We start from the raw sequence: 22,470 nt of genomic DNA, 5'->3' as shown, positions 1-22,470 counted from the left end.
ACAAAATTCCCATTGCAATTTGAATATTTTTTTGTTCCGCCGGTTACTTATTTTGTCGCTTTGATAATCCAATAACCTTTATCCCGTTCAACTTCTTCTACCTGCTCATAGAGCGATTCTAGCTTCGACCAAGCGGACGGCGCTCCCTGCTTCTTCTGAATCACGACCCAGAGCGAGCCTCCTTGCACCAGTACCTGGTGAGCTTGCTCAAAGATCGCATGCACCGTGTCCTTCCCCGCCCGGATCGGAGGATTGGTCAGCACCGCATCGAAGCTCTGATCCATCACCGCTTCCAGCTTATCGCTCTGCAAGATGCGCACGTTCCGGATGCCGTTGCGCTCCGCATTCTGCTTGGCCAGATTCAAAGCCCGCTCGTTGATGTCCACCATCGTCACTTCGCCTTCCGAAGCCAGCGCTGCCGCCGCCAGACCGATCGGTCCGTAGCCGCAGCCGACATCGAGCACCTTAGCGTTACCGGCCAGCTCCATCGTTTCAATCAGAAGTGCGGATCCGTAATCCACCCCCTTTTTGGAGAAGACCCCGGCATCCGTAACAAACGTAAATTTCCGGCCGCGAAGCGGTTCTTCAATCGTCTGCAAGTCATGGGCCATACTGGGTTTCTTGGAGTAGTAATGCTCGGACAACTCGACAACACACCTTTCCTGCGAAGGATGAAAAGGAAAACCCCTTGAGAGACAAGTCTCTGCAAGGGGTGGCAAGCCTTGAGCGGAATTACTTCACTTCTACAGAAGCGCCTGCTCCTTCGAGTTTCGCTTTTACGGATTCCGCTTCTTCTTTACCTACTTTTTCTTTCAATGCTTTTGGTGCGTTGTCAACCAGGTCTTTTGCTTCTTTCAAGCCGAGGCCCGTGATTTCGCGAACAACTTTGATTACGTTGATTTTGGAAGCGCCAGCGCTTGTCAAGATCACGTCGAATTCAGTTTGCTCAGCAACTTCTGCTGCGCCGCCACCTGCTACTACTGCTACAGGAGCTGCTGCAGTTACGCCGAACTCCTCTTCAATTGCTTTAACCAGGTCGTTCAGTTCCAGTACCGTCATGCCTTTAATGGCTTCCAAGATTTGCTCTTTGCTCATGGTTAAACCTCCGTTATCTTAATAAATTATTTTGGGTGTGATCGGGTAAAGATTAAGCTTCTTGCGCGCCGCCTTCTTGCTTCTCAGCCACAGCTTTAACCGCAAGGGCGAAGTTGCGAACAGGAGCTTGAAGCACGCTGAGCAACATGGACAGAAGACCTTCTCTGGAAGGCAGATCCGCCAGTGCTTTGATTTGGCTGAAATCAACGACTTTGCCTTCGACAACGCCCGCTTTTACTTCCAAAGCGTCGTTCTTCTTAGCAAATTCGGTAAGGATCTTAGCCGGAGCGATGATGTCGCCTTTGCTGAATGCAATGGCGGTAGGACCCGTCAGGTATGCATCCAGGTCGGACAGTTCAGCCGTTGCCGTAGCGCGGCGAACCAACGTGTTCTTCAGCACTTGGAATTCAACACCCGCTTCGCGAAGCTGGGAACGGAGCTCGGTTACTTGCTTCACGTTCAAGCCGCGATAGTCAGCTACGATTGCGCAGGAGCTTTCTTTCAGCTTATCCGCTACAGCAGTAACCTGTTGAGCTTTTTGTTCGATGATTTTTGCGTTTGCCATTTTTGCACCTCCTACAAGTTTTCGTTAGAAAACTACTTCGTAAGCAATAACTTAAGTTTCGTTAGAAAACTACTTTGCAAGCTACCACTAACCATTATCCGTAAACTCCCGAACAATCCAGGAACAAGCACTCATCTGCCGGCAGGGCATCTTCGCCATAAATGCGAAAATGCCTCCGCAGAAGCGCGAAGGCATGATGATTCCACAGCATCTTTGAACTTGCAAAGAAAACCGATCTATAATCATAATACCTCGGCAGGAAATTAAGCTCATGAGAGCACCTGCGGTCTACGGTAAACATATTCGTTTGTCAGAACCTAGATTAGGTTAGCACGGTTCGACATAAAAGTCAACTGCCGAGATTTACCTTATCTGAGGTTGGCTGCATTCACGCGTGCGCTAGGGCCCATCGTGGAGGATACCGCAACGTTCTTCAAGTATATCCCTTTGGCTGCAGCCGGCTTCGCTCTGTTCAGGGCGTCGATCAGCGCTTTGAAGTTCTCAGCGAGCTTCTCTGCGTCGAAAGACACTTTACCAATCGGAGCGTGGATTTGGCCTGCTTTGTCCAGACGATATTCGATTTTACCTGCCTTAATCTCTTGCACGGCTTTCGTTACGTCGAATGTAACCGTACCGGCTTTCGGGTTCGGCATCAAACCTTTACCACCCAGAATACGGCCGAGTTTACCAACTTCGCTCATCATGTCCGGCGTAGCTACGCAGACATCGAAGTCGAACCAGCCTTGCTGGATTTTGTTGATCATGTCTTGATCGCCTACGAAATCAGCGCCAGCCGCTTCCGCTTCTTTAGCTTTTTCGCCTTTGGCGAATACAAGAACACGCTTGGTCTTACCAGTGCCGTGAGGCAGTACTACCACGCCGCGAACGGCTTGGTCTTGTTTACGAGGGTCAACGCCCAGACGGACCGCTACTTCAACGGATTCGTCGAACTTGGCGCGAGCCGATTGTTTCACGAGCTGGATCGCTTCGAGCGTTTCGTAGAACGTCTCGGAGTTGATCAGCTTAGCGGCTTCCAAGTACTTTTTGCCGTGTTTAGCCATTGTAAGTTTTCCTCCTAAGTGGTATTAGCGGAATATCCTCCCACTGGTTTGCAAGGGAATTAGTCTTCGATCACTACGCCCATGCTGCGAGCTGTACCTTCCACCATGCGCATTGCAGCCTCAACGGATGCAGCGTTCAGGTCAGGCATTTTTTGCTCGGCGATTTCACGCACTTTCGCACGTTTAACGGTTGCAACCTTCTTCTTGTTCGGTTCGCCGGATCCTTTTTCGATCCCTGCAGCTACGCGCAGCAATACGGCAGCCGGAGGCGTTTTGGTGATGAACGTGAAGGAACGGTCTTCGAATACCGTAATTTCAACCGGGATAATCAAACCGGCTTGGTCTGCAGTACGAGCGTTGAACTCTTTACAGAACGCCATGATGTTAACCCCAGCTTGACCGAGTGCAGGACCGATCGGCGGCGCCGGATTCGCTTTACCTGCAGGAACTTGCAGTTTTACCATTTTGATAACCTTTTTAGCCATGTCTAATGACACCTCCTTGCTGTAGTATGGCAGATCTTAAGGCCATTAGAGCTTCTCTACCTGATGGTAATCCAGCTCCAGCGGAGTTTCCCTGCCGAACATGTTCACATGCACCTTCAGCTTGCTCTTGTCGATGAGAATTTCTTCAACCGACCCGACAAAATTGGCGAAAGGTCCAACCTTTACGCGCACCGTTTCCTTGAGCTCGAAGTCGATCTTGGGTTTCGGTTCTTCCATGCCCATGTGCTTGAGAATGGCATCCACTTCTTCAGGAAGCAGCGCCGTCGGCTTCGAACCCGATCCGGTCGATCCCACGAACCCGGTGACCCCAGGCGTGTTGCGCACGACATACCAGGAATCGTCCGTCTGGATCATCTCCACCAGAACATATCCCGGATACACTTTGCGCATGACCGTCTTCTTCTTGCCGTCTTTATTCACAAGCTCCTCTTCCATAGGTACGAGGACGCGGAATATCTTGTCCTTCATATCCATGGATTCGACGCGCTTTTCCAAATTCGCCTTAACCTTGTTCTCATACCCGGAATAGGTATGTACGACGTACCATCTTTTTTCCATTTCCCTATGCCACCCGTCAGCCTAGATTATTGAAACACGAGGCGAAGCAGCTCAGAAATTCCCAAGTCCAGAACGTAGAAGTACACCGTCACGAAGGCAACCGTAAACAGCACGACCAGCGTGTAACTGATCATTTCTTTACGGCTAGGCCATTTTACTTTTTTCAGCTCGGACCAGCAGTCCGAAAAAAAAGAAAATGTGTTGCCGAATCCCTGCCTCATTCTAGCCAAAATGGACACAACTACACCTCCATAAAACTAGCGCGTTTCGCGATGAGCCGTTTGTTCATTGCAAAATTTGCAATATTTCTTCAACTCCATGCGGTCTGGATGATTACGCTTGTTTTTGCTGGACGTATAGTTTCTTTGCTTGCAGTTCGTGCACGCTAACGTGATGATTACCCGCATGATGTACACCTCCTACGGACTAGCCCCATGATTTAATACCTTAACCCATAAGCAAAAAAAGCCTCACAGCTTAAGGCTACCTGAATACTTTAGCATACGGCCTTTCCTCTGTCAAGGAAAAAGGATTAACAAGACTGCCTGTCCGCTTCCCTTCCAGTATCGACCAGCCTCCCGAAGATTAAACCATTCCCGCGGCGCAAATTCCATAGAATAGACGCTTGCAAAAAGGGAACGTTTGTTCTATAATGATTTCAAGCAAAAGTTGGCAAAAATGATGCGGCAGATCATCCGCAACAAAAAAAGCACCCTGCCGTTGTAAGGAAGGTGCTCACTACTTATGCGTCCCGAACTTCCAAATATTTCTCCAGCTTGCGCTTTACCCGCTGGAGCGCATTGTCAATCGACTTCACATGACGATCCAAATCCACAGCGATTTCCTGGTACGATCGTCCGTCCAAATACAGCATCAGCACTCTGCGCTCAAGATCGCTCAGAATTTCACCCATCTTGTCCTCGAGTCCGCTGAACTCCTCTTGATTAATGATCAACTCCTCCGGATCGGATACCCGCGAGCCGCAAATGACGTCCAGCAGCGTCCGGTCGGAATCTTCATCATAGATAGGCTTGTCCAGCGAAACATAGGAATTCAAGGGAATGTGCTTCTGGCGTGTGGCTGTCTTGATAGCCGTGATGATTTGGCGGGTGATGCACAGCTCGGCGAATGCTTTGAAAGAGGATAATTTGTCGCCGCGGAAATCGCGAATCGATTTATACAGACCGATCATGCCTTCTTGAACGATATCCTCCCGATCAGCCCCGATCAAAAAATAAGAGCGCGCCTTCGCGCGGACAAAATTCTTATATTTGTTGATTAGGTACTCCAGCGCATCGCTGTCGCCTTCGCGGACCGATTCGACAAGATCTTCGTCTGCCTTGAGATCGTACTCGTACATTCTCAGCTCTTTGAGGTCGACACTCACCACAATCCCTCCGGCCTACGCATGAAAAGATAGGATTAGTATACATTATGTAATCTAGTAACGTCAACCGGAATACCGCTAGCAAAAAGCTGCAAAACCTGATAGAACGGGGCCTTTTACCGCTCTCTCCGCCATTTCTCGAACAAAGCGCGGACATCCGGATTCAGCCGGCTGTCGAACGTATTGCGTTTCTCCGGCTTGTCCTTGTCCTCCTCGATCCGGCGGCGAATTTCCTTGCGCGCTTGTCTGACCTTCACGAGCAGCTCGCCGGCCGGCATTCGGAAGGCTCCCTTACCGAAGATCACATGCTGCTCGATCATATCGGAGGTGGCCACGAATACCTGCTTGCGCCTCCCCGTATGCTCCGTCACGAGACGCTCGATGAGCTCGTCCGCCGTCTCCTTTTCTTTCGTATAATAAACCGGCAGCTTGCTCTGCAGGTACTTGCCGCCCAGCCCCGGCACATAATAAGCATCGAATACGAGGATGACCTTCATCCCGGAGAACGACTGGTATTCCGCCATAATCTCGATGAGACGGTCCCGGGCTTCCTCCAGGCGGATGTCTTTCAGCCGCTGCAGCTCGGGCCATGCGCCGATAATGTTATAACCGTCTACGATCAGAATTTCCTGTATCATGCCTCATCGCCCGCCAGCGCGCCTAACGCGTGGCGAGCCGCTGGCGCACCACTTCATACATAAACACCGAGGCGGCAACGGAAGCGTTGAGCGAATTGATTTGACCGAACATCGGAAGCTGCAGCAAAAAGTCGCACTTCTCGCGGATGAGTCTTCCGATACCTTTATTTTCATTGCCGATCACAATCGCAAGCGGCAAATTCAGATTCGTCTGATAGATCGGCTGCTCGGCTCCCACGTCCGCTCCCGCGACCCAGACGCCCCGCTCCTTCAGTTGCTCGATCGTCTGGGCCAGATTCGTTACGCGAGCGACCGGCACATATTCCACTGCGCCTGCGGAAGTCTTGGATACCGTTGCGGTCAACCCAACCGAGCGGCGCTTCGGAATAATGACGCCATGCACGCCGGTACAATCGGCCGAACGCAGAATGGAGCCCAGGTTATGCGGGTCTTCGATCTCATCAAGGATCAGAATAAACGGCTGCTCGCCTTTGTCCGCGGCACGGGCCAGAATATCGTCCACCTCGGAGTACTGATAAGCCGCCACTTGAGCGACGACCCCTTGATGCTGTACGCCGACGGCCATCTGGTCCAGCTTGCGCTTGTCCGCGAACTGGACGATAATGCCGCTTTGCTTGGCCTCCGCCAGAATCGGCTGGGTGAGCTGCTTCTGCGCCTGCTCGGCGACCCAAATCTTGTTGATGGTTCTTCCGGAACGCAGCGCCTCCAGGACGGAATGCTTGCCTCCGATAAACTCTTCTTCCATGCGGACTCCTCCTTTTCCGTTCCTTTTAGTCAACCTATATATCCGTTCTATTCAGGCTCTATCGTCTCCTGCTCCAAAGACATCAGCATCAAGTACTGAAGCCGGTCCCAGCGCTGCATATAGTACAAATAGCCGATCAAGCTTTCGAAGGCCGTGCTGTGCCGATACTCCAGTACGTCGGCATTCTTGGCGGTGGTTCCGGACTTCGCATTACGTCCCCGTTTCACGACGTCGTGCTCCTCCTCCGTCAGATGGGGAAGCAAGCGCTGAAGCGACTTCGCCTGCGATTTGGCCGATACGTACCGGGTCGACAGCCGGTGAATATGATTCGGACGGTGGTTCGGCTGCGATACCGCATACTGCCGAACGAACACCTCATAGACCGCATCGCCGATATAAGCCAGCACTAGCGGATTCAACTGCTTCGGATCCTTGGCCGGCGGGAACGAGAACAGCTGCCCCGAAAACGATGAATGTTCATCCATATCGATTACCCTACTTCCGCCGCCAACGAATCCCTTGCGCCGTGTCCTCAAGGAGGATGCCGCGACTTGTCAGCAGGTCGCGAATTTCGTCCGCGCGCGCCCAGTTTTTCGCTTTGCGGGCCTCGGTCCGCTCGGCGATCAGACGGTCGACCTCTTCATCGACCAGATCTTCCTCTGCTGCTGCTAGTATGCCCAACACCGCATCCATCGCCTCGAACTGCTTCAGCAGGCTCTCGATTGTTCCTTTATTCACCGCATCCCGCGTAAGATACTGGTTTGAGACGTTCACTAAATCAAATACGGCCGTAATCGCATCCGGCGTGTTGAAATCGTCGTTCATCTTCGCCTCGAACTGCTCCTGTACTTCACGGATCGACCGGCTCACTTCATCATCCGCTTCGGCGGCTTCGACCGACGCCGCGGGCAACCTGTGCTTCAGGTTCGCCAGGCAGTTCTCAATGCGCGCCAGGCTGTTCTTCGCCTGCTCCACCGCTTCGTCGCTGAAGTTCAGCGGATTGCGGTAATGGCCGGACAGCATGAAATATCGGATCACCTGCGGGCTGATCGATTTCAGCAGCTGGTGCACGTTGATGCCGTTGCCGAGCGACTTGGACATTTTCTCATTGTTAATGTTGACAAACCCGTTATGCATCCAATAACGCGCCATCGCATGGCCGGTCAAGCCTTCGGACTGAGCGATTTCGCACTCATGGTGCGGGAACGTAAGATCCTGCCCGCCGCCGTGAATATCGATCGTTTCGCCCAAATATTTGCGAACCATGGCTGAGCATTCGATATGCCAGCCCGGTCGGCCTTCACCCCAAGGGCTGGACCAGCTAATCTCGCCCGGCTTCGCCGCTTTCCAGAGCACGAAGTCCTGAGGATTCTCCTTGCGCTCATCCACCTCTACGCGAATGCCGAATTGGAGCTCCTCCATATTTTGATGCGACAGCTTGCCGTACTCGGGGAATTTGGAGGTGCGGAAGAACACGTCGCCCCCGCCTTCATAGGCGAAGCCCTTCTCCACCAGACCGGCAATGAATTCGATGATCTCCGCCATGTTCTGCGTCACGCGCGGATGAAGGGTAGCCTCGCGGACCCCGAGCCCCTTCGTATCCTCGTAATACATTTGCACGAATTTGTCGGCTACTTCCGGTACGGTCGATCCGGTTTCAGCCGCTTTCTTGATCAGCTTATCGTCCACATCCGTGAAGTTGACGACATAATTCACTTCGTAGCCGACAGACTCGAGGTACCGTCGCACGACATCGAAGAAAATGACCGGACGCGCATTCCCGATATGGATAAAATCATATACCGTCGGGCCGCATACGTACATTTTGACTTTACCGGGCTCCAGCGGCTTGAACTCTTCCTTGGCCCGCGTCATCGTATTATAAATTCTCAGCGTCATGATTCGTTATTTCCTCCGTTTTTGGACTTGATATCGACCAGCTCAGCCTTCAACCCATCAATTTGATCCTGCATCTGGCGGAACATATCTACCACCGGATCGGGGAGCTTATCATGCTCGAGCCGTCCTACCCGGACGCCGTCCCGCTTCACCACGCGTCCCGGAATGCCCACCACCGTGCTGTTCGGCGGAACTTCCCCGAGCACGACCGCATTCGTGCCGATCCGGGAGTTGTCTCCCACCGTGAACGAGCCGGTTACTTTCGCTCCGGCCGAGATGACGACGTTGTTCCCGATGGTCGGATGGCGTTTGCCCTTCTCCTTGCCGGTGCCCCCCAGCGTAACCCCGTGATAGAGCAGCACATCGTCGCCGATCTCGCACGTTTCCCCAATGACGACGCCCATCCCATGGTCTATAAAGAACCGTCGGCCGATAACCGCGCCGGGATGAATTTCGATCCCCGTCATGAAGCGGCTTACCTGCGAGATGATGCGGGCAAAAGTATACCGTTTCTTCTTATAAAACCAATGCGCGACCCGGTGCGCCCATAGGGCGTGCAGTCCGGAGTACGTAAATACCACCTCGAACCAGCTTCTGGCCGCGGGGTCGTTCTCAAAGATCGTCGCTATGTCTTCCTTCATTCGGTTAAACATTCGCATCACCTCCACTTTCTATCCGGAACGGTTCTAGGTTTGCTGCATACGCCGGGATAAACGGCAACGCCTTCCAGGCTGTAGTGAAACCCATGAAGTAGAGAAATCCGCTTTGGTACCCGGTTAGGTATCCCCTTCCGGCCGCTGTTGTTATCGGAAACTATTCAATTATTCGCTATTCATCGGTAATTTCCCGATAACAAAGGCGGACGCTAACGCTCCTACAGGGGATACCCCTCCTATACCTTAGCATTTTTCCTGTATGTCCGGGTTTCTCGTCAGTCTGAACGGCTGTGCCGCCCTTGTCTTACAAGGCCCAGCGCGTTTATATAAACTCAAAAACGCCTCTACAGCCTGATTAAGGCTGCAGAGGCGTTCATCTCGCGGTTCCACTCTGCTTGGAGAGCCGTTAACGGCGCAAGGTCCGTTCATTGCTTCTCCATCTCATTCGTTCGTATCGTGAACGTTACGGTAAAGACTACCCTGCGCTGCATGCATCCGCTCGCGTCAGATCGTCTTTACGGCTCCCGGGTGCACTTCCGTTCCAGCGGAATGGACAACTCTCAGCCGGCCTGCTCGCCGGTTGCCCTCTCTGTGATTCCTGCCTTGTAACGTACTTTCCCGTTCGACGCCATGGTCATATATTGATTGATTTAGTATATAAGAAAATCCGCTATATTACAATAATTTCTTAACCCGGCTTAGAACGGTTTCCTTGCCGAGCAAATAGACGGTCATGTTGAGATCGGGACCGTGCATTTGCCCGGTCAGCGCCACGCGGACGGTCATGAAGAGCGGCTTGCCCTTATAGCCTGTTTCCGTCTGAACCGCCTTCAGCATCGCTTTGACGCCGTCGACCTGCAGCTCCTCCGCTTGCTCCACCTGCTTCAAGAAGCTGCCAAGAACCGCCGGAATGTACTCTTCCGACAGATGAGCTTTAGCTTCGTCCTCGAAGACCACTTCCTCACGGAAGAACAGCTCGGAAAGCGGCACGATATCCGCCGCGTAACGCAGCTGGTCCTGATAGAGCCCGATCAGCGCCTCCGCCCACGAACGCTGTTCCTCGCTCAGCTGGGCCGGAAGGCGGCCGGCTTGCTGCAGGTGCGGCAACGCCAGCTCCACGATACGAGAGAGCTCCGCCTTCTTGATATAGACATTGTTCATCCAGTTGAGCTTATCCATGTCGAACACGGCAGGGCTCTTCGAGATCCGGTCCAGATCGAACTGCTCGATCAGCTCTTCCTTGCTGAAAATCTCCTCTTCGCCCTTCGGAGACCAGCCAAGGAGCGCTATAAAGTTCATGATCGCTTCCGGCAAGTAACCGAGTGAATCGTACTGCTCGATGAATTGGATGATCGATTCGTCGCGCTTGCTCATCTTCTTGCGATCCTGATTGAGAATAAGCGATAGATGGGCGAAATCCGGAACCGGCAGCCCCAGCGCTTCGTACATCATGATCTGGCGCGGCGTGTTGGTCAGATGCTCTTCCCCGCGGATAACCAGCGTAATCTTCATCAGATGATCGTCCAGAATAACGGCGAAATTGTAGGTCGGGATGCCGTCCGGCCGCACGATAATGAAGTCGCCGATGCCGTTCGAATCGAATTCCACCCGCTCCCGGATCCGGTCCTCGAAGGCGATCGTACGGTTCTCCGGAACGCGGAAACGAATGGAAGGTTTGCGCCCTTCCGCTTCATACGCTGCGCGCTGCTCCGCGGTCAGGTGGCGGCATTTGCCCGAATACATCGGCATGAGCCCCTCGGCTTCCTGCGCCGCGCGCTCCTGCTCCAGCTCCGCCTCGGTACAGTAGCAAGGGTAGGCATTTCCTTCCCGCAGCAGCTGCTCCACGAACGGGCGGTACAGCTCCAGACGCTCCGTCTGCCGGTACGGCCCGTAAGGCCCCCCGATATCGACGCTTTCGTCCCAATCCACGCCCAGCCAGCGGAGTCCGTCCAGCTGATTGCCTATCCCGGACTCCTGGTGCCGCGTTTGATCCGTATCCTCGAAGCGAATGATGAATTGTCCGCCGTGCTTGCGCGCAAGCAAATAGTTAAACAGAGCCGTTCTGGCCCCCCCGATATGCAGATGCCCCGTCGGACTGGGCGCATACCTCACACGATAATCTACCATTTTCGTTCTCCTCCCGTACTCCCGAGCCAGGCCTTACGGCTTAGTTCATCAAAAATATTATTTGTTATGATAGCACACCTTTTACAAGACAAACAACCGATTGTGCGGCAATGCCTTCCCCGCGTCCCGTGAAGCCGAGCTGTTCGGTCGTGGTCGCCTTCACGTTCACTTGGGAAGGCTCCGCCTCAAGCGCCGCTGCGATCCGTTCGACCATAGCCGGGATGTATGGCGCCATCTTCGGCTTCTGGGCGATAATCGTGCTGTCGATGTTGCCGAGACGATATCCCGCTTCCTTCGCCAACTTCCATACCTGCAGGAGCAGCTCGTAGCTGTCCACATCCTTAAACGCCGCATCCGTATCCGGAAAATGCTTGCCAATATCGCCAAGCCCCAGCGCACCCAGAATGGCGTCGCTGATCGCATGGAGCAGCACATCCGCATCGGAATGGCCGAGCAGTCCTTTCTCATACGGAATGTCCACGCCGCCGATGATGCATTTGCGGCCCTCTGCCAGTTGATGCACGTCAAATCCGCTTCCCACTCGAATCATGTTTCACTCTCTCCCCTGATGTTGCTGATGATCCATTCGGCCCAAGGCATATCCTCGGGCGTCGTGATTTTGATATTATAGTAATCCGCCTCAACTACCTGCACCGGCACGCCCAGCCGCTCGACCAGCATGGCGTCGTCCGTGCCCGCGAACCCGTCCCTCGCCGCCTGCTCGTAAGCCTGCAGCAGCAAAGAAAAACGAAAAGCCTGCGGGGTTTGGATCGCCCACAAGCTGCGTCGGTCGGGGGTTGCTTCAATGGTGCCGGCCGGATTTACGACCTTGATCGTATCCTTCACGGGAACGGCAAGCACGGCGGCGCCGGTTTCCTTCATCTTGCCGAGGCAAGCGAGAATATGCTCCTCCGCCGTGAATGGCCGGACACCGTCATGCACCATGACCCAATCCGCCGAACCGCTTAATTCAAGCAGTCCGCGGTAGACGGAGTCCTGGCGTTCTTGTCCGCCGGCGATGACATGCGTTACCTTCGATAGCCCGTATTCCGCCACATAGCCTTCGCAGCGCTCCAGATCCTCGGCCCCGGTGACGAGCACGATCGAATCGACCGCCTCGAGACGTTGAAACCGTTCCAGCGTATGGACGATAATCGGTTTGTGCTTCAGCAGCAAATACTGCTTGCTTTCCTTCGTGCGCATCCGTGAGCCTTTGCCCGCCGCAACGATCACTACACCCAGCTTGTCCGTCAATAGTTCCACCTGCCAACCTGTATCGGCCTGCCGAAGCGGAGAATCTCCGCCGGCTTCAGCGCATCCCTCTTATCATACCGTGTTAGAGCGCTTTTTCCAATAGCTTCGGCTTCGCGAATATCATCCGGCCTGCCGAGGTCTGCAGCACGCTGGTGACCAGCACGTCGAGCGTCGTCCCGATAAAATCGCGTCCGCCCTCCACAACGATCATGGTGCCGTCGTCGAGATACGCGACGCCCTGCCCGTGCTCCTTGCCGTCCTTGATGACCTGCACCAAAATTTCTTCTCCAGGGAGCACCACCGGCTTCACCGCATTGGCCAGATCGTTGATGTTCAGCACGGAAACTCCCTGCAGCTCGCAAACCTTGTTCAGGTTGAAATCATTCGTGATCACTTTGCCCTGCAGCACCTTGGCAAGCCGGACGAGCTTGCTGTCGACCTCCGAGATTTCATCGAAATCCCCCTCATAAATGAGCACCTTCACGTCCAGCTCTTTCTGGATTTTGTTCAAAATATCAAGGCCCCGGCGGCCCCGGTTCCGCTTGAGCAGATCCGACGAGTCCGCAATATGCTGCAGCTCCTCCAGCACGAATTCTGGAATGACCAGCGTGCCTTCGATGAACCCCGTCTTGCAAATATCCGCTATCCGCCCGTCGATAATGACGCTCGTATCGAGAATCTTGTGTTCTTCGAAGCCCTTCGGCTGCCCTGGCGCCCGTTCTCTTCCGCTGCGCTGCCCCTCGAACATCGAGAGCAGCTCCTCCCTCTTCGTCCGTCCGAGCCGGAAGCCCGCATAGGCGAATAAGACCACGCCAAGCAAATGCACAAGCGGCGGCGTCATACCCGCCTGCTCGAACGGGCTCAGCATCATGGATGACAGCAGCAGGCCGATCATCATGCCGGCCGTGCCGGACAACAGATCGGTCATCGGGATATGGGCGATTCGCTCCTCCCCTTCCTGCAGCATTTGGCCGAAATACGATATTACCCACGAGCTGACCGAATAGAACAGCAGCGCCGCAAGCATGAAGACCCAATACACCTTCGTTTCCCCGATCCCCGGCCCCCACTTTGCTTCTATGAACGTGAAAAATGGCTTTCCTATCGTATCACTCCATTGTACTCCTAGCGCACCGCCAATAACTGCAAACAGTAGCTGATACCATCTTCTCATCATAGATTCACCTCCATAAGATTCATTCAATCGTTCACGTTACAATTATGAACCAAAAGTTTCCGGCCTAATCGTGGCATCCCCGGAAAAAACAAAAAAAGCATTTATTTTCCATCAGGAAAATAAATGCTTTTCATTTTCGCAAGGTTCGGCCTATGGTTAGAACGAGGAGGTCTTTCTTTCAGGTTCTTCTACAGTTTGGTTTCTTTGCTTGCGGGTGACGAGTCGGAAGAGCCGATCAACGTTTTTTTTTAGCCCGTACAGCGCGTAAATCACAAGCGGTACAAAAATCATTTTGGATAAGGTGCCCGGGTAAAGAATCGCTAAAGTAACGGCAGCAACAACGACGACCGGAGTAATCCAAATCGCGGCTTTCGGAATGCCGACCTTTTTGAAATTCGGATATTTAACCGTACTGACCATCAGGTAAGACAGCAGCAGCGTAGAGAGCACCAGCACGAGCGTATTCAATTCTTTATGGAACAACGCAAGCGTACACAGTACGCCGCCAGCCGCCGGAATCGGCAAACCGATGAAGTAACCCGGAGTCCCAGCCACCACATTAAACCGCGCCAAGCGCAGCGCTCCGCAGATCGGGAAGATCGCCGTGACAATCCAAGCCGCAGCCGGATTGATTTCTTTGAAGGCGACCACATACATAATAAAAGCAGGGGCTACACCAAATGAAATCACGTCGGAGAGGGAATCCAGCTCTTTCCCGAATTCGCTTTGCGCGTTAAGCGCTCTCGCCACCCGGCCGTCCAATCCGTCCAGCAGCATCGCTACGATAACAAAGATGGCAGCGAGCTCCGGATTTTCGTTGAACACGAGGATGATCGAGATGATGCCTAGAAATAGGTTCCCAACCGTAAAAACGTTCGGGAGAGATTTCGTTATCATGTATTGTTCCACCTCTGGTTATACTGTACCCAAAATCGCAGAAAGATATTAGGCTACTTTCTTGATTGTATGAAAGTTAGATATGTCTGTCAATGAGGACCTGATCTTGGATTCGCTTCAAGCCCTCTTTAATCGTCCTTGCGCGCACTTCTCCGATACCGTCCACTTCGTCCAGCTCCTCGATGGTCGCCATCATCAGATGGGGCAGCTGACCGAAATGCTCCACGAGATTATGGATAATAACGGCCGGGAGCCTCGGAATCTTGCTGAGCACGCGGTAGCCCCGCGGGGATACCGGCTCTTCTACGCTGCTGCTGGATTGAGGATAGCCCAGCAGCCGGGCGATATGGTAATGATCCAGCACCTCATCGGTCGCCAGCCGGCGGAAGGCGGACATGATCTCTTTCAGCTTCTCTTCCTGAAGCTCCTTCACATAATCCTTCAACAAGAGATAAGCCTCGGACTCCGTGTTGCCCGCGAGCTCCTCCAGCTGCATGCTGATCAAGCGGCCCTCGTTGCCCAGCTCATTGATATAGCGTTTGATCTCCGACTTGATCCGAAGCACCATCTCCACCCGCTGGATCACGCTGGTCACGTCGTGTACGGTCACCAGCTCCTCGAATTCGGACGCTCCGAGATTGGTCAGAGCTTGATCCAGCACGGACTTATACTTCTCCAGCGTTTGAATCGCTTGGTTCGCCTTCGTCAGGATGACGCCGATATCCTTCAAGGCGTACCTCAGATTCCCTTGATACAGCGTGATCACGTTGCGCCGCTGCGAGATGGAGACGACCAGCTTGGACGTCTGCTTCGCGACCCGCTCCGCCGTCCGATGCCGAATCCCGGTCTCGGAGGAGGAGATGGAGGAGTCGGGAATCAGCTGCGTGTTGGCATACAGGATCCGTTTCAGATCCTCGCTGAGAATGATCGCTCCGTCCATTTTGGCCAGCTCGTACAAATAGTTCGGCGAGAAATCGCAGTTGATCGAAAATCCGCCGTCCACGATCTCCATCACTTCCGGACTGTAACCGACCACGATGAGGCCGCCGGTCTTGGCCCGCAGCACGTTCTCCAGCCCTTCACGAAAGGGGGTGCCCGGAGCCACCAGCTGAAGCAGCTGGCTCATCACATCCCTTTTTGCTTCTTCCTTGCTCAACCCTGTTCCTCCTGTTCCCCTACATCGGACTGAGCGCTGCCGTCAGCGCTTCGGATACGGTATTTACGCCGATCATCTTCAGCCCCTTGGGCGGCGTCCAGCCTTTTAAACTTTTTTCCGGCAAAATGACTCGCTTAAACCCAAGCTTCTCAGCTTCTCTTACCCGCTGCTCGGCACGCGAAACGCCGCGAACCTCTCCGGTCAGGCCAACTTCGCCGAAAACCACGTCGAACGGCTGGGTCGGCTGCTCACGGAAGCTCGAAGCGATACTGACCGCTACAGCCAGATCTACGGCCGGCTCATCAAGCTTCACGCCCCCGGCTACGTTCAGGTAGGCGTCCTGATTCTGAAGAAACATACCCATCCGTTTCTCCAGCACGGCAATGATGAGGGACAGCCGGTTATGATCGAACCCTGTGGCCATCCGGCGCGGAGACGGGAAATTCGTCGAGGAAACGAGCGCTTGAAGCTCAACCAGCACCGGGCGCGTCCCCTCCATGCTGGCCACCACCGTCGAACCCGATACCCCTAAGGGACGCTCCGACAGGAACAGCTCCGAAGGGTTGCTCACCTCCGTGAGCCCGCTCTCCCGCATCTCGAAGATGCCGATCTCATTCGTTGAACCGAACCGGTTCTTTACGGCACGTAAGAGACGGTACGAATGATGCCGCTCTCCTTCAAAATAAAGCACGCAGTCGACCATATGCTCCAGCATGCGCGGTCCGGCGATCGCGCCTTCTTTAGTAACGTGGCCTACTAAAACGGTGGCGATTCCTTTAATCTTAGCGATGCGCATGAAATGGCCCGTACATTCCCGCACCTGGGAAACGCTTCCCGGCGCGGAGGTCACTGCGGGATGATACACCGTCTGGATCGAATCGATGACGAGAAAATCCGGTTCGATCTCATCGATCGCCCCTTCGATATGCTCCAGATTCGTCTCGCAAAGGACAAACAGCAGCGGCGACACCGCATTCAGCCGATCGGCCCGAAGCTTCGTCTGACGCACCGACTCCTCACCGGATATGTACAGCACCTTGAGCTCGCGCCTCGTCAGCTCATGCGAGGTTTGCAGCAGCAGCGTCGATTTCCCGATGCCCGGATCTCCGCCGACCAGGATGAGCGAGCCCGGCACGACGCCTCCGCCGAGCACCCGGTTCAGCTCTTTATTATCCGTAACGATTCGCGTTTCCTCGCTGCTTTCTATATTTATGATGGATACCGGCTTTTCTTTCTTACTTGTGAAAGAAGTATGAAGCCCTTGGGACTTGCTGACCGTTTCCACTTCTTCGACAAACGTGTTCCACGACTGGCAGCCCGGGCATTTGCCCAACCATTTAGGGGATTCGTACCCGCACTGCTGACAATAAAATTTCGTTTTCGTTTTGGCCATTCGTTACTCCTATCTATGACTTTCAGGGGCGTGAAGCGCTTTGCCACCTATCAAAGTTTACCATTTTTACATCTCAATGAAAACCCTAGCAGACGCTATCCGCAAAGAAAAAGCACCCGACTCCCGGGTGGCCCGGGAAATCAGGTGCTTCGAGTGCTCTATACCGATTTTAAGCTTGCGATGGGACCGTATCTCGCGTTACCGTAAGCTCGCCATCCTGCTCATCGATGGTCAGCGTATCGCCTTTGGAAATGTTCCCGCGCAGCAGCTCTTCGGACAGCCGGTCCTCGATGTGCTTCTGGATCGCCCGGCGAAGCGGTCTTGCACCGAAGGCCGGATCGTAGCCTTCCTTGGCCAGAAACGCCATCGCCTTGTCGGTAAGAACGAAGTCCACATCCTGTTCTTTCAGGCGTTTGCGAAGATCCGCCGCCATGAGAGAGACGATCTGAGCAATGTGCTTCTCCTCCAGGGAGTGGAACACGATGATTTCGTCGATCCGGTTCAGGAACTCCGGACGGAAGCTTTTCTTCAGCTCGCTCATCACTTTGTCTTTCATGTTCGTATATTCTCTCGCCGAGTCGCTGCTTGCCGTGAAGCCAAGCATGGAATTGCGCTTGATCGCTTCGGCGCCGACGTTGGACGTCATAATGATCAGCGTGTTGCGGAAGTCCACTGTACGGCCTTTGGAATCCGTCAGACGACCGTCTTCCAGCACCTGCAGCAGAATGTTGAATACTTCCGGATGCGCCTTCTCGATCTCGTCGAGCAGGACGACGGAGTACGGCTTCCGGCGAACCTTCTCGGTGAGCTGACCGCCTTCCTCGTAACCGACATATCCTGGAGGCGCTCCAACCAGACGAGAGGTCGAATGCTTCTCCATATACTCGGACATATCGATCCGAATGACGGCATTCTCATTACCGAAGAGCGATTCGGCCAACGCGCGCGCCAGCTCGGTTTTACCTACGCCGGTTGGACCCAGGAAGATGAAGGAGCCCATCGGACGTTTCGGATCTTTAAGCCCTGCGCGAGCCCGACGGATAGCGCGGCTGACCGCTTTCACGGCTTCCTCTTGACCGATAACGCGGTCATGGAGAATATCCTCCATCTTCAGCAGACGCTCAGTTTCTTCTTCCGCAAGCTTCACAACCGGAATACCGGTCCAGCTGGCGACCACTTGAGCGATATCGTCCGGCGTCACTTCGGAATCGGTACGGCCTTGCTTTTCTTTCCACTCGTTCTTCGTAGAATCGAGCTCCTCGCGAAGCTTCTGTTCGGTATCGCGAAGGGAAGCCGCTTTCTCGAACTCTTGGCTCTGCACCGCGGCGTCCTTCTCCTTGCGGATATCCTCCAGACGGCTTTCCAGCTTCTTCAGATCCGGCGGTACCGTGTAAGAGCGGAGCCTTACTTTGGAGCTGGCTTCGTCGATCAGGTCAATTGCCTTGTCCGGCAGGAACCGGTCCGTGATGTACCGATCAGAGAGCTTCACCGCTTGCTCGATCGCTTCATCCGTAATTTTCACCCGGTGATGCGCCTCATAGCGATCGCGCAGCCCGTGGAGAATTTGAATCGCTTCTTCCGGAGACGGCTGATCCACCGTAATCGGTTGGAAACGGCGCTCCAGCGCAGCGTCTTTCTCAATATATTTGCGATATTCGTCGAGCGTCGTCGCCCCTATGCACTGCAGCTCTCCGCGTGCAAGCGCAGGCTTTAAGATGTTGGAGGCATCGATCGCGCCTTCGGCTCCGCCGGCACCGATCAGCGTATGCAGCTCATCGATGAACAGAATGATATTTCCGGCTTGACGAATTTCGTCCATAATTTTCTTCAAACGGTCCTCGAATTCGCCGCGGTACTTGGTTCCCGCAACGACCGAGCCCATATCCAGCGTCATGACGCGCTTATCGCGCAGCGTCTCGGGAATTTCATTGGCGATGATCTTCTGTGCCAAGCCTTCCGCGATAGCGGTTTTACCGACGCCGGGCTCCCCGATCAGAACCGGGTTGTTCTTAGTACGGCGGCTTAGCACTTGAATGACGCGCTCGATTTCTTTGCTGCGCCCGATAACCGGATCCAGGTTACCTTCCTTCGCATACGCCGTCAGGTCGCGCGCCAGACCGTCCAGGGTCGGCGTGTTGACGTTGGATGGGCTGCCGTGGTTCGGAGATACCACTTCGCTGCTGCCAAGCAGCTGCAGCACTTGCTGGCGAGCTTTGTTCAGGCTGACGCCCAGGTTGTTGAGCACGCGGGCCGCTACGCCCTCTCCTTCACGGATGAGGCCGAGGAGGATATGCTCCGTGCCTACATACGTATGTCCGAGCTTGCGCGCTTCGTCCATGGAGAGCTCGATCACTTTTTTAGCACGAGGGGTATAGGCAATGTTGGTTGGCTGTTCTTGACCCCGACCGATCAGCGACTCTACTTCGTCTTGGATCTTCTCCAGTCCCAGACCGAGTGCAATCAACGCTTTGGCGGCGATGCCCTCTCCTTCACGGATCAGACCAAGCAGGATATGTTCGGTTCCAATATTGTTGTGTCCTAGCCGTACCGCTTCTTCTTGTGCCAAAGAAAGCACCTTCTGTGCGCGTTCCGTAAATCTGCCAAACATCATAGAAAACACCTCCAAGATTGGTATATCGATTCCAATGGCCTTCTGTGCTTCGGATTTAGCCTTGCTCGGACATTTTCTCCCGGATGAGCTGCGCTCTCCTTATGTCTCTTTCTTCAGGCGACAGCTTTTCTCCTGCCGTCTGCTGCAAAAACCCGGGCTGCGTCATCACAAGCAGTTCATTGAGCACATGAGGCGATACGTTCTTGATAAATTCCAAATCGATGCCGAGCCTGACATCCGACAGCCGCTGGGCCGCCTCCTTCGAGTCCATGATGGCCGCGTAGGACAGAATGCCGTAGGACCGGCTGACCCGGTCCAGAATCTTCGCTCGGGTCTCATATAAAAGCTTCTGACGGGCCGCGCGCTCGTGTTCGATAATTTGCTTCACAACGCCGTACAGGTTGTCGATAATCTCTTCCTCGGATTGACCGAGCGTAATTTGATTGGAAATTTGAAACAAATTGCCAAGCGCTTCACTGCCTTCGCCATACAGCCCGCGTACGGTGAGTCCCACCTGCGTAATGGCTGAGAGGATTCGGTTGATTTGCTGAGTCAGCACAAGCGCAGGGAGATGAATCATGACCGACGCCCGAATGCCCGTTCCTACATTTGTCGGACAGCTGGTTAAAAATCCGCGTTTTTCATCAAATGCGTAATTCAGCTGCTCTTCGAACAAATCATCGATCTGGCTTGCCAAATCCCAGGCTTCCTTAATTTGAAAACCGGGGCACAGGCATTGTATTCGGATATGGTCCTCTTCATTCACCATGATGCTGATCGATTCGTTATCGCTCAGCATCACCGCTCCGTTACGGGACTCGCTGGCCAGCGCCGGGCTAATCAGGTGCTTTTCCACCAGAACCTTCTTCTGCAGCTCGCTCAGATCGGCCAGCTGAAGCAGCGTGAACCAGCTGATCGTGCCCAGCTCTTCGTTGTTCATTACTTCCGAGATGTGCTCCAAAACTTCCTTCGATTGCTGATTCGTTGCGAGCATGGGGAAAGGATACGATTGCAGGTTGCGGGCGATCCGGATGCGGCTGCTGATGACGATATCCGAGTCCGGTCCAACTCCTTTCATCCAATCGCTAAGCGCATGCTGCGTAAAACGGGCTGCCTCCGTCATAAGACGATCCTCCTTACCGACAAATCACTTGCTTCCATGATCAATTTTCCGCAACCTTCTTCTCCAGCTCCCGGATCTGATCCCGAATCCGCGCCGCTTCCTCGAACTCCTCATGCTCGATCCGGAGCAGCAAATCCTTCTTCAGCTGGTCGATCTCGCGCTTATGCTTTATTAACCCGCCGGAGCGCTTAGGAACCTTGCCAGTGTGAACAATATTCCCATGAACCCGTTTAAACAGCGGATCCAGCTTATCGGCAAAATGCTTATAGCATTCGCTGCAGCCGAAGCGTCCTACCTTGCTGAACTGGCTGTAGGTCAGCCCGCAATTCTCGCAGCGCGTGGGTTGCGCCTTGTTTGCCAGCGTACTGTGCGCCGAAGGCTCAAAATCCAATAATCCGCTAAGCAGATTATGAATCGAAAAGCCGTTGGGCGTGCCCGGAATCAGCTCGCCCTTCTCCCTCGCACACGATTCGCATATATGAAATTCGGTCTTCTCACCGTTCAATATCTTTGTAAAATGCAGCGTCGCTTGCTTCTTTCCGCATTCTTGACAAATCATCTTAACCCTCCTTCACCCCTTAAGCCTCTTACGCAAAAGCAGCTCTTGTCAGCTTCAGATCATTTGCTTAGCAACGAGATGAGCATCGCCTTTAAAATTCTTGCCCGAATTTCATCCCTCAGCGGAAGCTTCAGCGCAAGCACCTCTCTGGCGATGGCCGCCTTCATCATACAGGCTTCCCTTGGAGTAATGTACCCGCCTTCCTCCAATTGATACAGCAGTCCTTCCGACATCGTCTGATCCATATGCGTGCTGATCGTACGAAAGATGTGGTCCATCACGGCTCCATGAGAATTCAGCTCGATCTTCTGGATGCGGATATAGCCGCCTCCGCCGCGCTTACTCTCTACAATGTAGCCCTTCTCCAACGTAAACCTGGTGCTGATGACGTAATTGATTTGCGATGGTACGCAGTTAAACTGATCCGCCAATTCGTTGCGCTGGATTTCAATTACGCCTTCAGGGCTCTGCTGCAAAATCTGCTTCAGATATTGTTCGATCACTTCTGAAACATTGCGCATCAATTCACCCTCCAGCCGAATTAGAAGTAAATTGACTTTGACTTTCTTTGACTTTAAATTCATTATAGCAGATTTCTACAGGAATGCAATATGCTTCAACACAGCTGTATTATAATGTTCGGTTAAGCCGATGCATTTTATACTTTGGTTGGAATGCAAAAAGAACCTATCCGTTCGTCGGATAGGTTCTTTTAACTGCTTGGCGACGTTCTACTCTCCCAGGACCCTTCGGTCCAAGTACCATCGACGCTGGAAGGCTTAACGGTCGTGTTCGGGATGGGTACGCGTGGTTCCCTTCCGCCATCATCACCAAACATAAGTATGGCGATGTCCCCGCCAAGGAACATCATGTATTACAGCTCAGAACGACTTGCGCCCTGAAAACTGGATCGAAACATCGTATCTTTCGCTGAGTAATCTTGCTTTTGCTATGCTTCCGATGTGGTTTTGCTGTCGCAAAACCTGTAGGATAAGCCCTCGACCGATTAGTATTCGTCAGCTCCACGCGTTGCCGCGCTTCC

General features: G+C 53.6%; 25 protein-coding genes, 1 rRNA gene and 1 other annotated feature. All 26 genes read right to left on the bottom strand.

Annotation, left to right across the window (positions count from 1 at the left end):
- Positions 1-47: 47 nt before the first annotated feature.
- Complete coding sequence (locus O9H85_RS33870; protein ID WP_269885785.1) at positions 48-644, bottom strand: class I SAM-dependent methyltransferase; 597 nt, start codon at positions 642-644, stop codon at positions 48-50.
- Between the two features lie 88 nt (positions 645-732).
- Complete coding sequence (gene rplL, locus O9H85_RS33865; protein WP_269885784.1) at positions 733-1,095, bottom strand: 50S ribosomal protein L7/L12; 363 nt, start codon at positions 1,093-1,095, stop codon at positions 733-735.
- Between the two features lie 52 nt (positions 1,096-1,147).
- Complete coding sequence (gene rplJ / locus O9H85_RS33860; RefSeq protein WP_269885783.1) at positions 1,148-1,660, bottom strand: 50S ribosomal protein L10; 513 nt, start codon at positions 1,658-1,660, stop codon at positions 1,148-1,150.
- A gap of 155 nt (positions 1,661-1,815) precedes the next feature.
- Positions 1,816-1,972: a sequence feature (ribosomal protein L10 leader region), on the bottom strand.
- A gap of 56 nt (positions 1,973-2,028) precedes the next feature.
- Positions 2,029-2,721: a 50S ribosomal protein L1 gene (rplA, locus tag O9H85_RS33855; protein WP_269885782.1), complete on the bottom strand. Its 693-nt coding sequence runs from the start codon at positions 2,719-2,721 to the stop codon at positions 2,029-2,031.
- Between the two features lie 59 nt (positions 2,722-2,780).
- A complete protein-coding gene (rplK, locus tag O9H85_RS33850) occupies positions 2,781-3,206 on the bottom strand; it encodes a 50S ribosomal protein L11 (RefSeq protein WP_269885781.1) in 426 nt (141 codons plus the stop codon).
- Positions 3,207-3,251: 45 nt separating this feature from the next.
- Positions 3,252-3,785 carry a transcription termination/antitermination protein NusG gene (gene nusG / locus O9H85_RS33845; RefSeq protein WP_269885780.1) on the bottom strand — a complete coding sequence of 178 codons (534 nt, stop codon included), beginning with the start codon at positions 3,783-3,785 and terminating at the stop codon, positions 3,252-3,254.
- A gap of 26 nt (positions 3,786-3,811) precedes the next feature.
- The gene (secE, locus tag O9H85_RS33840) at positions 3,812-4,024 is read right to left on the bottom strand and encodes a preprotein translocase subunit SecE (RefSeq protein ID WP_269885779.1); all 213 of its coding nucleotides are present in this window, start codon (positions 4,022-4,024) and stop codon (positions 3,812-3,814) included.
- A gap of 18 nt (positions 4,025-4,042) precedes the next feature.
- Positions 4,043-4,192 carry a 50S ribosomal protein L33 gene (rpmG, locus tag O9H85_RS33835; protein WP_014372565.1) on the bottom strand — a complete coding sequence of 50 codons (150 nt, stop codon included), beginning with the start codon at positions 4,190-4,192 and terminating at the stop codon, positions 4,043-4,045.
- Positions 4,193-4,527: 335 nt separating this feature from the next.
- Complete coding sequence (gene sigH / locus O9H85_RS33830) at positions 4,528-5,172, bottom strand: RNA polymerase sporulation sigma factor SigH (RefSeq protein ID WP_269885778.1); 645 nt, start codon at positions 5,170-5,172, stop codon at positions 4,528-4,530.
- Positions 5,173-5,288: 116 nt separating this feature from the next.
- Entirely contained in the window at positions 5,289-5,810 is a 522-nt protein-coding gene (locus tag O9H85_RS33825) for an NYN domain-containing protein (RefSeq protein ID WP_269885777.1), read from the bottom strand.
- A 22-nt stretch (positions 5,811-5,832) separates the two neighbouring features.
- The gene (gene rlmB / locus O9H85_RS33820) at positions 5,833-6,576 is read right to left on the bottom strand and encodes a 23S rRNA (guanosine(2251)-2'-O)-methyltransferase RlmB (RefSeq protein WP_269885776.1); all 744 of its coding nucleotides are present in this window, start codon (positions 6,574-6,576) and stop codon (positions 5,833-5,835) included.
- 47 nt (positions 6,577-6,623) lie between these two features.
- Entirely contained in the window at positions 6,624-7,061 is a 438-nt protein-coding gene (locus O9H85_RS33815; protein WP_269885775.1) for a Mini-ribonuclease 3, read from the bottom strand.
- A gap of 10 nt (positions 7,062-7,071) precedes the next feature.
- Positions 7,072-8,475 (bottom strand): cysteine--tRNA ligase, encoded by a 1,404-nt coding sequence (gene cysS, locus O9H85_RS33810; RefSeq protein WP_269885774.1) that lies wholly within the window; start codon positions 8,473-8,475, stop codon positions 7,072-7,074.
- The gene (cysE, locus tag O9H85_RS33805; protein ID WP_269885773.1) at positions 8,472-9,128 is read right to left on the bottom strand and encodes a serine O-acetyltransferase; all 657 of its coding nucleotides are present in this window, start codon (positions 9,126-9,128) and stop codon (positions 8,472-8,474) included. The genes cysS and cysE overlap by 4 nt, the downstream gene beginning before the upstream one ends.
- A 678-nt stretch (positions 9,129-9,806) precedes the next feature.
- Entirely contained in the window at positions 9,807-11,258 is a 1,452-nt protein-coding gene (gene gltX / locus O9H85_RS33800; RefSeq protein ID WP_269885772.1) for a glutamate--tRNA ligase, read from the bottom strand.
- Between the two features lie 64 nt (positions 11,259-11,322).
- The gene (gene ispF, locus O9H85_RS33795) at positions 11,323-11,808 is read right to left on the bottom strand and encodes a 2-C-methyl-D-erythritol 2,4-cyclodiphosphate synthase (RefSeq protein WP_269885771.1); all 486 of its coding nucleotides are present in this window, start codon (positions 11,806-11,808) and stop codon (positions 11,323-11,325) included.
- Entirely contained in the window at positions 11,805-12,512 is a 708-nt protein-coding gene (ispD, locus tag O9H85_RS33790; protein WP_269885770.1) for a 2-C-methyl-D-erythritol 4-phosphate cytidylyltransferase, read from the bottom strand. Before ispD ends, ispF begins: the two co-directional genes overlap by 4 nt.
- Positions 12,513-12,594: 82 nt before the next feature.
- Positions 12,595-13,689 (bottom strand): PIN/TRAM domain-containing protein, encoded by a 1,095-nt coding sequence (locus O9H85_RS33785; RefSeq protein ID WP_269885769.1) that lies wholly within the window; start codon positions 13,687-13,689, stop codon positions 12,595-12,597.
- 156 nt (positions 13,690-13,845) lie between these two features.
- The gene (pssA, locus tag O9H85_RS33780) at positions 13,846-14,586 is read right to left on the bottom strand and encodes a CDP-diacylglycerol--serine O-phosphatidyltransferase (RefSeq protein WP_269885768.1); all 741 of its coding nucleotides are present in this window, start codon (positions 14,584-14,586) and stop codon (positions 13,846-13,848) included.
- A 76-nt stretch (positions 14,587-14,662) separates the two neighbouring features.
- Complete coding sequence (disA, locus tag O9H85_RS33775) at positions 14,663-15,742, bottom strand: DNA integrity scanning diadenylate cyclase DisA (protein WP_269885767.1); 1,080 nt, start codon at positions 15,740-15,742, stop codon at positions 14,663-14,665.
- Between the two features lie 19 nt (positions 15,743-15,761).
- The gene (radA, locus tag O9H85_RS33770) at positions 15,762-17,135 is read right to left on the bottom strand and encodes a DNA repair protein RadA (RefSeq protein WP_269885766.1); all 1,374 of its coding nucleotides are present in this window, start codon (positions 17,133-17,135) and stop codon (positions 15,762-15,764) included.
- Between the two features lie 169 nt (positions 17,136-17,304).
- Positions 17,305-19,746 carry an ATP-dependent protease ATP-binding subunit ClpC gene (gene clpC, locus O9H85_RS33765; protein ID WP_269885765.1) on the bottom strand — a complete coding sequence of 814 codons (2,442 nt, stop codon included), beginning with the start codon at positions 19,744-19,746 and terminating at the stop codon, positions 17,305-17,307.
- Between the two features lie 55 nt (positions 19,747-19,801).
- Positions 19,802-20,869 carry a protein arginine kinase gene (locus O9H85_RS33760; RefSeq protein WP_269885764.1) on the bottom strand — a complete coding sequence of 356 codons (1,068 nt, stop codon included), beginning with the start codon at positions 20,867-20,869 and terminating at the stop codon, positions 19,802-19,804.
- Positions 20,870-20,909: 40 nt separating this feature from the next.
- Positions 20,910-21,428, bottom strand: a complete 519-nt coding sequence (locus tag O9H85_RS33755; protein WP_269885763.1) for a UvrB/UvrC motif-containing protein — start codon at positions 21,426-21,428, stop codon at positions 20,910-20,912.
- 59 nt (positions 21,429-21,487) lie between these two features.
- The gene (locus O9H85_RS33750) at positions 21,488-21,949 is read right to left on the bottom strand and encodes a CtsR family transcriptional regulator (RefSeq protein ID WP_269885762.1); all 462 of its coding nucleotides are present in this window, start codon (positions 21,947-21,949) and stop codon (positions 21,488-21,490) included.
- A gap of 197 nt (positions 21,950-22,146) precedes the next feature.
- Positions 22,147-22,263, bottom strand: a 5S ribosomal RNA gene (gene rrf / locus O9H85_RS33745).
- Positions 22,264-22,470 lie beyond the last annotated feature (207 nt).

It is taken from the genome of Paenibacillus gyeongsangnamensis (assembly GCF_027533625.1).
GTDB classification, from domain to species: Bacteria; Bacillota; Bacilli; order Paenibacillales; family NBRC-103111; genus Paenibacillus_G; species Paenibacillus_G gyeongsangnamensis.
Note: the sequence above shows the minus strand (reverse complement) of the source record. Positions and strands in the feature narration are given on the sequence as shown.

Coding starts and splice junctions, on each gene's coding strand:
- rplL (WP_269885784.1), bottom strand. CDS start 1,095: ATGAGCAAAGAGCAAATCTTGGAAGCCATTAAAGGCATGACGGTACTG.
- rplJ (WP_269885783.1), bottom strand. CDS start 1,660: ATGGCAAACGCAAAAATCATCGAACAAAAAGCTCAACAGGTTACTGCT.
- rplA (WP_269885782.1), bottom strand. CDS start 2,721: ATGGCTAAACACGGCAAAAAGTACTTGGAAGCCGCTAAGCTGATCAAC.
- rplK (WP_269885781.1), bottom strand. CDS start 3,206: ATGGCTAAAAAGGTTATCAAAATGGTAAAACTGCAAGTTCCTGCAGGT.
- nusG (WP_269885780.1), bottom strand. CDS start 3,785: ATGGAAAAAAGATGGTACGTCGTACATACCTATTCCGGGTATGAGAAC.
- rpmG (WP_014372565.1), bottom strand. CDS start 4,192: ATGCGGGTAATCATCACGTTAGCGTGCACGAACTGCAAGCAAAGAAAC.
- O9H85_RS33825 (WP_269885777.1), bottom strand. CDS start 5,810: ATGATACAGGAAATTCTGATCGTAGACGGTTATAACATTATCGGCGCA.
- rlmB (WP_269885776.1), bottom strand. CDS start 6,576: ATGGAAGAAGAGTTTATCGGAGGCAAGCATTCCGTCCTGGAGGCGCTG.
- O9H85_RS33815 (WP_269885775.1), bottom strand. CDS start 7,061: ATGGATGAACATTCATCGTTTTCGGGGCAGCTGTTCTCGTTCCCGCCG.
- cysS (WP_269885774.1), bottom strand. CDS start 8,475: ATGACGCTGAGAATTTATAATACGATGACGCGGGCCAAGGAAGAGTTC.
- cysE (WP_269885773.1), bottom strand. CDS start 9,128: ATGTTTAACCGAATGAAGGAAGACATAGCGACGATCTTTGAGAACGAC.
- gltX (WP_269885772.1), bottom strand. CDS start 11,258: ATGGTAGATTATCGTGTGAGGTATGCGCCCAGTCCGACGGGGCATCTG.
- ispF (WP_269885771.1), bottom strand. CDS start 11,808: ATGATTCGAGTGGGAAGCGGATTTGACGTGCATCAACTGGCAGAGGGC.
- O9H85_RS33785 (WP_269885769.1), bottom strand. CDS start 13,689: ATGATGAGAAGATGGTATCAGCTACTGTTTGCAGTTATTGGCGGTGCG.
- pssA (WP_269885768.1), bottom strand. CDS start 14,586: ATGATAACGAAATCTCTCCCGAACGTTTTTACGGTTGGGAACCTATTT.
- radA (WP_269885766.1), bottom strand. CDS start 17,135: ATGGCCAAAACGAAAACGAAATTTTATTGTCAGCAGTGCGGGTACGAA.
- clpC (WP_269885765.1), bottom strand. CDS start 19,746: ATGATGTTTGGCAGATTTACGGAACGCGCACAGAAGGTGCTTTCTTTG.
- O9H85_RS33760 (WP_269885764.1), bottom strand. CDS start 20,869: ATGACGGAGGCAGCCCGTTTTACGCAGCATGCGCTTAGCGATTGGATG.
- O9H85_RS33755 (WP_269885763.1), bottom strand. CDS start 21,428: ATGATTTGTCAAGAATGCGGAAAGAAGCAAGCGACGCTGCATTTTACA.
- O9H85_RS33750 (WP_269885762.1), bottom strand. CDS start 21,949: ATGCGCAATGTTTCAGAAGTGATCGAACAATATCTGAAGCAGATTTTG.